The sequence below is a fragment of the Micrococcus lacusdianchii genome (assembly GCF_023155805.1).
Taxonomy (GTDB): domain Bacteria; phylum Actinomycetota; class Actinomycetes; order Actinomycetales; family Micrococcaceae; genus Micrococcus; species Micrococcus lacusdianchii.
Genome location: NZ_JAKNUW010000032.1, coordinates 1 through 11,699 on the forward strand (window position 1 = coordinate 1; position 11,699 = coordinate 11,699).

General features: G+C 68.9%; 7 protein-coding genes and 1 pseudogene. 4 read left to right on the forward strand and 4 right to left on the reverse strand.

Annotated features, from left to right (window positions below; all coding sequences use genetic code 11):
* Nucleotides 1–732 precede the first annotated feature (732 nt).
* Nucleotides 733–1,071: pseudogene (locus tag MA879_RS11835) on the reverse strand (DNA methyltransferase); the annotation flags it as partial.
* A gap of 629 nt (nt 1,072–1,700) precedes the next feature.
* On the opposite strand from MA879_RS11835, the gene MA879_RS11840 reads away from it, so the two are divergent.
* The gene (locus MA879_RS11840) at nt 1,701–2,366 is read left to right on the forward strand and encodes an HNH endonuclease family protein (protein ID WP_248126727.1); all 666 of its coding nucleotides are present in this window, start codon (nt 1,701–1,703) and stop codon (nt 2,364–2,366) included.
* Between the two features lie 29 nt (nt 2,367–2,395).
* On the opposite strand, the gene MA879_RS11845 is transcribed toward MA879_RS11840, so the two are convergent.
* The 3 genes from MA879_RS11845 to MA879_RS11855 form a co-directional block, all read right to left on the reverse strand.
* Nucleotides 2,396–3,391 (reverse strand): IS481 family transposase, encoded by a 996-nt coding sequence (locus tag MA879_RS11845; protein WP_248126730.1) that lies wholly within the window; start codon nt 3,389–3,391, stop codon nt 2,396–2,398.
* Nucleotides 3,392–3,530: 139 nt separating this feature from the next.
* Nucleotides 3,531–4,277, reverse strand: a complete 747-nt coding sequence (locus tag MA879_RS11850; RefSeq protein WP_101967759.1) for a class I SAM-dependent methyltransferase — start codon at nt 4,275–4,277, stop codon at nt 3,531–3,533.
* 80 nt (nt 4,278–4,357) lie between these two features.
* A complete protein-coding gene (locus MA879_RS11855; protein WP_248126733.1) occupies nt 4,358–5,347 on the reverse strand; it encodes a DUF2332 domain-containing protein in 990 nt (329 codons plus the stop codon).
* Nucleotides 5,348–5,863: 516 nt separating this feature from the next.
* Here MA879_RS11855 and MA879_RS11860 point away from each other — a divergent pair.
* The 3 genes from MA879_RS11860 (at nt 5,864) to glgB (ending at nt 11,173) form a co-directional block, all read left to right on the forward strand.
* Nucleotides 5,864–6,655: an ABC transporter ATP-binding protein gene (locus MA879_RS11860; protein WP_248126737.1), complete on the forward strand. Its 792-nt coding sequence runs from the start codon at nt 5,864–5,866 to the stop codon at nt 6,653–6,655.
* A gap of 210 nt (nt 6,656–6,865) precedes the next feature.
* On the forward strand, nt 6,866–8,905 hold the full coding sequence (locus MA879_RS11865) for an alpha-1,4-glucan--maltose-1-phosphate maltosyltransferase (protein ID WP_248126740.1): 2,040 nt from the start codon (nt 6,866–6,868) through the stop codon (nt 8,903–8,905).
* Between the two features lie 18 nt (nt 8,906–8,923).
* Nucleotides 8,924–11,173, forward strand: a complete 2,250-nt coding sequence (glgB, locus tag MA879_RS11870) for a 1,4-alpha-glucan branching protein GlgB (RefSeq protein ID WP_418001253.1) — start codon at nt 8,924–8,926, stop codon at nt 11,171–11,173.
* The last annotated feature ends 526 nt before the right edge of the window (nt 11,174–11,699 follow it).

The window sequence follows — 11,699 nt, forward strand, 5'->3', positions numbered from 1 at the left end:
CAACGGGCGACTCGAACACCTCCGCGGCTCCGCCCTCGGCTTCCGCAACCTCACCCACTACATCGCTCGGTCGCTGCTCGAAGCCGGAGGGTTCAGACCCGCGCTACACCCTCGTTCGTGAAGAGCCGGAAATGCCCTGTCCGGCAAGAGGTTCTTGAGCAGGCGGGAGCCATACTGGGTGCTGTCGTGTGCGGCGATGCGCCACTGGGTCCCAGGGATTGCGCGGTTGGTCACTTCAATCGACTCACCTGTGATGAGAGACCCATCGTGATCCCGTCCCTGAATGGGATAGGTCCCATTCAGGACCTTTGCGTACTCTCCGCCCTTGATGTAATAGGCGACGAATCCCTTCTGGAGAGAACCTCCAAGGCGAACCCGCCCTTGCTCCAGATGTTCAACCAGTCTGGCCTGGGAAAGTTGCCAGTTTCCGTGGGTGCCATCCTTCCGAATCGGCCAGAGAAGGACACGCCCTTCCGGTACCGCGACGTCGAGATGGTCTGCGTCCAACGGGATACTCGCACCCACCCCCACCACAGCACCAACGTTAGGGTCGATTTCCAGGGGGTAGAAGAGGTTCGGCCGATCAACGCGATTGGCATTCGTTCCAGACCTTCGCAGGAGGTCCCACCTGACCCGGCCAGTGAAGGTCCGCCCCTTCATGGAAACCCACCCATCACCAAGGGGGACACGCATGGGAGCACACTCGCCGAGCATCACAAAGTATGCGTACTCATCGCTTCGCCCAAACGCCCCCCTGCGAGCCACATTCGCAGGGTTGATCTGGATGCTCACCATCTGAATCCGCGCTTCTGGGAAGGTCTGCTCCAGGAGCATTCCGAGACGCAGGTATTCTTTCTCGTCAATGGTGACAATGAGGACGGAGTCCTGGGGGTTGAGAAGGTCCTTGGCGACCTTGAGACGACGCTCCATGAAGGAAAGCCACTTGGAGTGACGGTAGTCGTCGTCGCCCTCGACGTAGTCGTTGTTGTACTTCCAGTCCTTGGCGCCCGTGTTGTAGGGCGGGTCGATGTAGATGCAGTCCACCTTGTGGCGGTGGGTGTATGTGAGCATTTCGAGGGCGTGGAAGTTCTCGGCGTTGATGACCGTGTGGAACGGTTTGTCCCCGCCGTTCTCGACGCGGCCTGTCTCGACCAGGCCCGGGTAGATCGGGTCCTCGAAGCGGGCGACGACCACCAGGTCCTCGAGTGCTGCTGTTGAGGTGGCCGGCTCGCGGACCTCGGGGTCGACGTCTGCTTCGGTCAGGTGGGCTTGCTTGCCGTCTGGGGTGCGTTCGAGGTCGGTGACGACCCAGTGTCGGGTGTCCCCGATGGTGAGGCTCCCGCGCGGGGGCAGCACCCGGACGGTGTCCCCACGGCGCACGGGTCGGCCGGGCAGCTCCACGGCCTCGGGCTGATGGCGCTCGAAGACGAGACCGAACTGGCTGCGCCCGGTGAGCTGACGGAACTCAGCTTCCAGGTCTGCGGCCAGCTGCGGGTCGGCCTTGCGGGCCTGGGCGAGCAGGTCAGTCAGTCGAGACACGGGTGTTCTTTCTCTGGGCCGAGTGGCATGTGGCGCTCTCCGCGCTGATCCAGCCCATCCTAGGGACCGGGGACCCCGTGCCGGGCATGGGCTTCACGCGAGCTTAGGATCAGCGCTGATGCAGACGCGCATCCCCGTTCACTCGAGCAAGGAACTCGCCCATGTCACAACGCTCTCTGGCTTCTCTGGCCACTGCTGCCGCTTTCGTCGCCACCGCTGTCTTCGGGGGTGCTGCTCCTGCTTCGGCCGGCACCACGTATTCGGCCCCGCTGCGCACGGCGGTGTCGTCTTTGGCGGTGGCGGCGGAGAACAACACCGGCTATGACCGGGACGCCCAGTTCGGTGGCTGGAAGGACGCGAACAGGGACTGCCAGAACACGCGGGCTGAGGTGCTGATCGCCGAGTCCAAGGTGTCCCCGACGTACACCACGACCCGTAAGTGCACGGTGGCCACGGGCAAGTGGGTGAGCAGCTGGGATCTGCGTACGCACACGTCTGCTTCGACGGTGCAGATCGATCACATGGTGCCCGTGCATGAGGCGTGGGGCTCGGGAGCCCGGTACTGGACCAAGGCCAAGCGGGTGGCGTTCTACAACGACTTGGGGGATGCCCGGTCGCTGAACGCGCAGACCTCGGCGTTGAACTCGGCCAAGCAGGCCCGCGGCCCGGAACAGTGGCTGCCGCCGAAGAACCAGTGCCAGTACATCGCTGACTGGACCGCGGTGAAGATCCGCTGGGGGTTGAAGGCTGACGCCACGGAGAAGGCGTTTCTGGTGAAGAAGGCCGCCTCCTGCGCGAACACCACCCTTAAGGTGACCCGGTACTGAGGCTGCACGGCCGCAATGGTGCCCATCCCCTAGATGTGATGTCCAGGGAGGTTGTTGAGCCTGGTGGCAGGCGCGGCGCCGATCGCGGAGTGGACGCGATGATGATTGTAGAAGTGCAGCCATCCAGGCAACGCGGCCCTGCGCTCCGTCTCTGAGCTGTAGAACCGGGCATAGGCCCACCCGTCAGCGAGCGTGCGATGGAACCGCTCAATCTTCCCGTTCGTCTGCGGCCGGTAGGGCCGAGTCCGCTTGGGCTTGATCCCAAGCTCGGTGCAGGCATCACGCCAGGCATGCGAGCGGTAGGCCGAGCCGTTGTCCGTCAGCACCCGCTCCACCTCCACACCCAGGCGCGCGAAGTGGGCGACCGCGCGGCGCAACACCGCGATGGCCGTCTGGCTGCGTTCATCGGAGTGCATCTCGACATAGGCGAAGCGGGAGTGATCATCAATCACGGTGTGCAGAAAGCCCACCCCGAGCCGGGGCTGGTATCGGGCATCACGGGTTCCTTCGCGGTCCGAGGTCGCCGCGCGGTGCTTCATGCCCTGCTGGCGCCCGACGAATCGGTGTCCGCCCCCGTCGGGGATGCGCCCGAACTTGGTGACGTCGACGTGGATCAGCGACCCGGGGTGGGGGTGCTCGTAGCGGCGGATCGGCTCGCCGGTGACCCGGTCCAGACGGGCGAGGCGGTTGATCCGGCAGCGCACGAGCACGGCATGGACGGTGGAGGCCGGCATCCTGAGTTCTCCGGCGATCTGTGCCGGCCCCAGGCGTCGGCGCCATCGGGCGGCCACGATCTGTTTCACCACCGCCGGCGGTGTTCTGGTCGGCATCGTGGACGGCCGGCTGGACCGGTCTGCCATCCCTGCAGGTCCCTCGGCCCGGAAGCGTGTGGCCCATTTGCGTGCGGTGGGTGGGGAGACCATGAACATCTTGGCCGCGGTGGCGACCGGCCAGTGTTCCTCGACGATGAGCTTGGCCAGGCGTAGGCGGGCGCGAGGGGTCAGGGCGGCGTTAGCGTGGGACATGAAGGCCTTCTGTTCGCGTGAGCGGTTTCTCGACAACTCCACTCTCGCAACAGGAGGCCTTCGCCTGTCAGCTGTTCACGCGACAACGTCCCTGGACATCACACCTAGGCCGGGAGTGCCGCGCGGCCATGCGCGTGCGTCATGCAGGTCCCAGGCGGGGGCGGCGCGCGATGTAGAGCCAAGCTCGCCCGGGTGCGTATGCCAGGTCGCGAACGTCGACGATCGCGAAACCGGCGGTGACGAGAGCGGCCTCGATCGCGTCCCGAGACCGGAAGCGCAGGGTTGAGGTCGACTCGAGCCGCTCATCGTCAGCATGGAACACGGTGGGGGCGTCAAAGGTCACCACCTCGCCCACGACGCTGGTTGTGCTCACCCATGTCTCCACTTCGCCTACGCCCGGTACGGGGACGATGCGGCGGGTGGCGTCCGGTGTCCATCGTTCCCAGGCTCGGTCGTCGGGGCGACGCGCCTCGAAGACGAGGACCCCGCCGGGACGGAGCACGGCATAGGCGGCCCGCAGTGTCGCGTTCCATGTGTCGTCATCGAGGAACACCTGAGCGACGTTCGCGGTCATTGTGACCGCATCCACCTGCAGCGCGGGGACGTCGTCCACTGTTCCGACGATCCACATCACGGCCTCTGCGCCTGGTTTCGACTGGGCCACGGCAATGGAAGCAGCTGCGGGGTCCACCCCGGTCACGTGGACGCCGCGCTCGGCCAGCAGCAGTCCGAACGTGCCGGTGCCACACCCGATGTCGAGGACGCTCCTGGCGCCGAACTCGCCCACCACGGTGCCTGCGTACTCCTGGAGATCGGGGCGGTCCGCGGAGCCCAGAGCGTCGTAGACGGCGGCCAGTCGGGGATGGTCGAAGACGGCGTCCGGCATGGCGCGATCCTTCCACTGTGGAGATGCGGGGCGGGTGACGCGGAAAGCGCGATGATTTCCGACGCCGCTGGCGAGTCGCGTCATGCGCACGCGGGGAGGAGGCTGTGGTAGCTCTGCCCGTGCGGTCCAGCCAGGGCTATCGGTGTGCCGTTGACAGCCACGATGGTGCGACCGTCGATGGGTTCGGTCACCTGGGCACTCACCTCCGGCAGTACGGATTCACCCTCATTGCTGATCCACGTCACCTCCGGGTGTGAGCGGATCAGCTCGATGAATGCGGCGCGGTCCCGGGAGGAGAGGTAGGTCAGGACGGCACTGTGGAAGACCACCGGCGTCGTGCCCGACGGCACCTCGTTCAACAAAGAAGGCAGCTGCTCCAGGAGATCTCCGGTACGCAGGTGCGCGAGGTCCTGGGCGATGATCTGCGATGCGGCGCGGAGACGGGCGCGGCGATGGTCGTGCTCCGGCCAGATCAGCGTTTCGAGCCAGAGCATGTCGTCTGAGTCAGTGACGTCCAGCGGGTTCAGGTCGACGCCGGCGCGCCAAGTCACGAGGGGGAGCCGGTCGAGCAGGTTGTCCTTCGGGTCCATGAGGCAGTCGAGTATGACGCCGCTGGGGCCGTCGTCGGGGTGGAGCACGCAGTCGGTCCCGTCGGGCAGCAGGTACCGGTAGCTGTAACGGTCGGGGTAGAGACAGAGGCCGGCTGCGGCGCCGACTTCGATGAGCGCCAGGGGCTGATGGCGGATCCCGGCGAGGGCGGGGAGCAGGACGGCGCATCGCCCGGCCTCGTTGGTCTGAGTTGCATGCGTGAGGGCTACGTGGGCGACGACGTCCCAATGGTCGATGAGCCATGGCCGAAGCTGTGAGTAGGGGCCCAAGGGTGCACCGGCCAATCTGGCGGCTGCGAAGATCAAGTTGGGCTGTCGTTTCCCTGGGGGAAGTGCTGCGATCCGCTCGGCCAAGGTGGGATCGCCCGCAATGCCTGTGGCCCAGTCGTAGTAGATCTTGGAGACTCCACGGGCCTCCACGTGGGCCCAGCGTGCATAACCGTCCATCACGGTGGTCGACATAACGGCACTGTACTCGCCCCAAGTTCCTCGGTCACCACCGCAGGAGATCTCGACCCGGTGGCGGGCGCTGAGCTTCCAGGTCTGGTCGATCGCAGTCCGAGCCTGGCGGGAGTCGAGGGGAAGGCCGAAGTCCGGCCACGGCACCCAGGCGTAAGGCCATCTGGGGTGGGGGCGGCGCCAGAGGGCATAGAGCCCCCAGTTGGGATCCCGCTGGATAGATGCGGACCACCGGCGTCCGCGGATCAAACGTCCGCGGGGCAGAGGAGGACTCCTGGTTCGAAGGGGTCCCATGTGGCCATGGCCCCATCTTGGGTCCTTCACCACCGTGGGAGGAAGTGGAACGCGGTCGTGATGCCGGCGATCTACGGCCGGCACGAGTCGGCTAGGTCGATTTGCATCTGTCAAGGGCTGAGGCGCCGGATCGCGGATGAAACATATTCGCGCGTTTCCGAAATCTTCGCTGCATCTCGACAGCCGACGACGCCGCGACCGCCGCCACCGCCCAGGAGGCCCCCCGTGCTTGAGATCCACGACGTCCGCAAGACGTTCTTCCCGAACACCGTCAACGAGCGCCGGGCCCTGCAGGGGATCGACCTGCACCTGGCCGAGGGCGACTTCGTCACCGTGATCGGCTCCAACGGCGCCGGCAAGTCCACGATCCTCAACACGATCGCGGGCAAGCTCACGCCGGACTCGGGCTCCGTCGGAGTGGCGGGCAGGGACGTGACCCGCATGGCGGACCACCGCCGCGCCCGCTGGATCGGCCGGGTCTTCCAGGACCCCACCGCGGGCACGGCACCCAACCTCACCATCGAGGAGAACATGGCGCTGGCCCTGCGGCGCGGCCACGCCCGCGGCCTGAGCCGAGGCGTCTCCGGGGGTCGCCGGGAGGTGTTCCGGCAGGAGCTCGTGAAGCTGGAGCTGGGGCTGGAGGACCGGCTCACCGCCAAGGTGGGCCTGCTCTCCGGCGGCCAGCGTCAGGCGCTCAGCCTGCTGATGGCCACGTTCTCCGGGCCGAAGATCCTCCTGCTGGACGAGCACACCGCGGCCCTGGACCCGTCGCGCGCCGAGCTCGTGACGCGGCTGACCGAGCAGGTGGTGGCCGAGCACGCCCTCACCACGCTCATGGTCACGCACAACATGTCCCAGGCCCTCGAGGTGGGCAACCGGCTGATCATGATGCATGACGGTCGGGTCATCCTCGAGCTGGACGCCGAGCAGAAGGCGCGCGCGACCCCCGCTGACCTGCTCGCCGAGTTCGGGAAGATCAAGGGCGCCGTGGTGGACGACAAGACCATGCTGTCCTGACCGCCGGCCCCTCGCGCGACGCGTCAGGCATTCAGTCGGGCCCGGTCGAGCGGTAGCGTCGGCGGCGTGAGCACCTCGAAGCCGAAGACCACCCAGTCCAGCAGCGCCGGACGCCGCGTCCCCGCCGCGCAGGCCCCCGGGCCCGCCGCCCCGGAGTCGGCCCTCGAAGCGGGAGGCCGGACCGCGGCCTCGGACGTCCGCCGCAGCACCCTGACGGGCCGGATCCCGGTCTCGGCCGTGGAGCCCGTGATCGAGGAGGGCCGGTTCCCGGCCAAGGCGGTCGTGGGCGAGGACATCCCGGTCCGCGCCACGGTGTACCGCGAGGGGCACGACGCCGTCCGCGCCACGGTCCGCCTGCTCGGCCCGGACGGGGAGGAGGTGCAGCGCGTCCACATGCGCCCGGGCCGGCCCGGCCTGGACGAGTTCGTGGCCACGCTGCGTCCGGCCGAGGTCGGCGTCCACCGGTTCACGGTGGAGGGCTGGCACGACCCGGTGGGCACGTGGCTGCACGCCGCCTCCGTGAAGCTGGCCGCGGGGGTGGACGTCGAGCTCATGCTGGACGAGGGCGCCGCCCTGTTCGGGCGTGCGGCGGAGGACCCGGAGCGCTCCGCCGAGGACCGCGCCGTGTTCGCCGACGTCGTCCGCGGGCTCTCGGACGCCCGGGCCACCCCGGCCCGGCGCCTCGCGGCGGCCGAGTCCGCCGACGTCGCGGCGGTTCTGCACGCCCGCCCGATCCGCGAGCACGTGACCGGCTCCGAGCTGTACCCGCTGGACGTGCAGCGCGAGCTGGCCGGCCGGGGCGCGTGGTACGAGTTCTTCCCCCGCTCCGAGGGCGCCGGCCACGACGAGGCCACGGGCACGTGGCGCTCGGGCACCTTCCGCACTGCGGCCGAGCGCCTGCCCGCCGTGGCGGAGATGGGCTTCCAGGTGGTCTACCTGCCGCCCATCCACCCGATCGGCGCGACCCACCGCAAGGGGCCGAACAACACCCTCACCGCCGGTCCGCAGGACCCGGGCTCCCCGTGGGCGATCGGCGGCGAGGCCGGCGGCCACGACGCGATCCACCCGGACCTGGGCACGTTCGAGGACTTCGCGGCCTTCGAGGCGCGCACCCGCGAGCTCGGCATGGAGCTCGCCCTGGACCTCGCCCTGCAGTGCTCCCCGGACCACCCGTGGGTGGCGGAGCACCCGGAGTGGTTCACCACCCGCGTGGACGGCTCCATCGCGTACGCGGAGAACCCGCCCAAGAAGTACCAGGACATCTACCCGCTGAACTTCGACAACGACGCCGACGGCCTGGCCCACGCGGTCCTCGACGTCGTCCTGGGCTGGGTGGAGCGGGGCGTCCACATCTTCCGCGTGGACAACCCCCACACCAAGCCCCTGTGGTTCTGGGAGTGGCTCATCCGCGAGGTCCGCGCCGTGGAGCCGCGCGTCGTGTTCCTGGCCGAGGCGTTCACCCGGCCGGCCATGATGCACGGCCTCGGCCGCGTGGGCTTCCAGCAGTCCTACGGCTACTTCACGTGGCGGAACACGCGCGAGGAGCTCGAGGAGTACCTCACCGAGATCACCGCGGAGACGGCGGGGTTCTACCGGCCGAACTTCTTCGTGAACACCCCGGACATCCTCACGGAGTACCTGCAGCACGGCGGCCCGGGCGCCTTCCGCGCCCGCGCCGTGATCGCGGCCACCTCCAACCCGCTCTACGGGGTGTACGCCGGCTTCGAGCTGTTCGAGCACGTGGCCCGCCCCGGCGCGGAGGAGTACATCGACAGCGAGAAGTACGAGTACCGTCCCCGCGACTGGGCCGGCGCCGAGGCCGCGGGCGAGTCCCTCGCCCCGTACCTGACCCGGCTCAACGCGATCCGCGCGGCGCATCCGGCGCTGCGGGACCTGCAGAACCTCACGCTGCACGGCTCCACGCATCCGGAGCTGCTCGTCTACTCCAAGACCCGCTCCGCGCCCCCCGAGGGCCAGCACGCCGCGGCCGAGGCCGTCGAGGACGCCGGGCCGGCCGAGGACACGGTGCTCGTCGTCGTCGCGTGCGACCCCCACCACGTGGCCGAGGCGACCCTGCACCTCGACACGGCCGCCCTGCGCGTGCGTCCCGAGGACCAGGACGAGGAGGGTCGGTTCGAGGTCGAGGACCTCCTCACCGGGCAGCGCTGGCGCTGGGACGAGCACCCGTACGTCCGGCTCGACCCGGCGGTCGAGCCCGCCCACGTCCTCCGCGTCGTCCGCCGCGGCTGAGCGACCATCAGGAGACCCATGACCACCCCCACCGCCACCCCCGCCCCGCTGTCCGTCGACGAGCACCTGCTCGCCGCCGTCGCCGAGGGCCGACACCACGATCCGCACGCCGTGCTCGGTGCGCACCCCCATCCCGACGGCGCCGCCGTCACCTACCGCGCGCTGCGCCCGTTCGCCCGAACGGTCGCGGTGGTGCGGGACGGGGACGGTGAGAGGATCGAGCTCGCCCACGAGCGAGACGGCGTGTTCGCCGGTGCGGGCCCGCTGCCGCGCCGGGCCGGGGTGGCCGCGGGCGACTACCGGCTGGAGGTCACGTACCCGGGGGAGACGGGCGAGGACGTCGTCGAGGTCCACGACGACCCCTACCGGCACCTGCCCACCCTGGGCGAGCTGGACCTGCACCTGATCGGGGAGGGCCGGCACGAACGGCTGTGGGAGGTGCTCGGCGCGCGGGTGCGCCGGGACGGGTCGGGCGGACGGCTGGGCACGTCCTTCGCGGTGTGGGCGCCCAACGCCCGGGCCGTGCGCGTGGTGGGCGACTTCAACGGCTGGACCGGACGGACGCACGCCATGCGCTCCCTCGGCGGCTCCGGCGTGTGGGAGCTGCTGGTGCCGGGCGTGGAGCACGGCGCCCGCTACAAGTACGAGATCCTCGGCGCGGACGGCGCGTGGCAGCAGAAGGCGGACCCGCTGGCCCGGTGGACCGAGGCCCCGCCGGCCACGGCCTCCCGCGTGCTGGAGTCGGACTTCGCGTTCACGGACGAGGAGTGGATGGAGCGCCGGCGCACCACGGACCCGCACGAGCGTCCGCTGAGCATCTACGAGGTGCACCTGGGCTCCTGGCGGCCGGGGCTGTCCTACATCGAGCTGGCCGAGGAGCTGGTGGAGTACGTGACCTGGCAGGGCTTCACGCATGTGGAGTTCCTGCCGGTGGCCGAACACCCCTTCGGGGGGTCCTGGGGCTATCAGGTCACGGGCTACTACGCGCCGACGTCCCGCTTCGGGACCCCGGACGAGTTCAAGCACCTGGTGGACGCGCTGCACGCGGCGGGGATCGGGGTGCTCGTGGACTGGGTGCCGGCGCACTTCCCCAAGGACGCCTGGGCCCTGGGCCGCTTCGACGGCACGCCGCTGTACGAGCACGCGGACCCGCAGCGCGGCGAGCATCCGGACTGGGGCACGTACGTGTTCGACTTCGGGCGCACGCAGGTGCGCAACTTCCTGGTGGCGAACGCCCTGTACTGGCTGGACGAGTTCCACGTGGACGGGCTGCGCGTGGACGCCGTCGCCTCGATGCTCTACCGGGACTACTCGCGCGCGGACGGGCAGTGGACCCCCAACGTGCACGGCGGCAACCACGACCTGGAGGCGATCGACTTCCTCCGAGAGGCGAACTCCACCGTGTACCGCGTGCACCCGGGAGTGCTCATGATCGCGGAGGAGTCCACCGCGTTCTCGGGCGTGAGCGCGCCGGTCGACGCCGGAGGCCTGGGCTTCGGCAAGAAGTGGAACATGGGCTGGATGCACGACACGCTGGCCTACCTCTCCGAGGACCCGGTGAACCGCCGGTGGCACCACGACCAGTGGACGTTCTCCCTGGTCTACGCGTACTCGGAGAACTACGTCCTGCCGCTCTCCCATGACGAGGTGGTGCACGGGAAGGGCTCGCTGCTGGGGAAGATCCCGGGAGACCATCGGCAGAAGCTGGCCACGCTCCGCGCCTACTACGCGTACATGTGGGCGCACCCGGGCAAGCAGCTGCTCTTCATGGGCGGCGAGTACGGGCAGCCCACCGAGTGGTCGGAGGAGCGGGGCCTGGACTGGGCGGCGTCCTGGGACGACGCGCACCGCGGGGTGCAGCTGACGGTGCGCGAGCTCAATGCGCTGTACCGGGCCAAGCCGGCCCTGTGGTCCGCGGACCACAGCCCGGAGGGCTTCGCCTGGGTGGACGGCGGCGACGCCGACGGCAACACCCTCGTGTTCCTCCGCCGTCCTGCGGACGGGCAGGGTGGTGCGCCCCTGCTGAACATCACCAACCTCTCCGGCGCGATGCGCCACGGACTGCGGGTGGGGGTGCCGAGCGCGGGGGAGTGGACGGTCGTGCTGGACACGGACAGCACGGACTTCCACGGCGACGGCCGACGGGAGCAGGCAGGCCAGCCGGAGGTGCTGCGAGCGGAGACCGGCCAGTGGCAGGGCCAGCCCGCGTACCTCACCGTGGACGTGCCGGCCCTCGCCACCCTGTGGCTGGAGCCGCACGCCGGCTGACCGCGGGGCAGACTCCCCTCCGTGATCGATGTCCCGGAGGGGAGTTCTGGCTCCAGAGGGGTGCGGGAGGGGCAGGGGAGCGCACGACGTCGTCATGCGGCCGCGTGATCATGCGGAAACGAGGTCACCGCGGTAGGGGTGGGTTCTTGAGGCACCCCCGATTTGGTGTGGGGGTCGGATGGTGTGTAGAGTTCTTTCTCGTGCTGAGGCGCGGTCCGGTGAGACGGGCGGCGCGGTGAGCAGCCCGAACACCGGGGAATCTGGCGCTTGATCGCAGTTCTTCTGGCAGGGTTCACCACGGCATCCGGTTCCTTCCTTTGGGATGGGAGCGGTATTCCTGAAGAGATGATCTGGTTGACTGACTGGGATCGTGTGGTACGGTCTGATGGCCCACCGATGTGAACAGCTGGTGTCGACTGCGGAAACGGAGTTGACACGGATCGTGAACGTGGTAAGGTTGTGAAGCCTTCCGATGACGGATCACGGTTCGAGATCGATCCTGGTGACGGGGTTGACAGTCTGAATC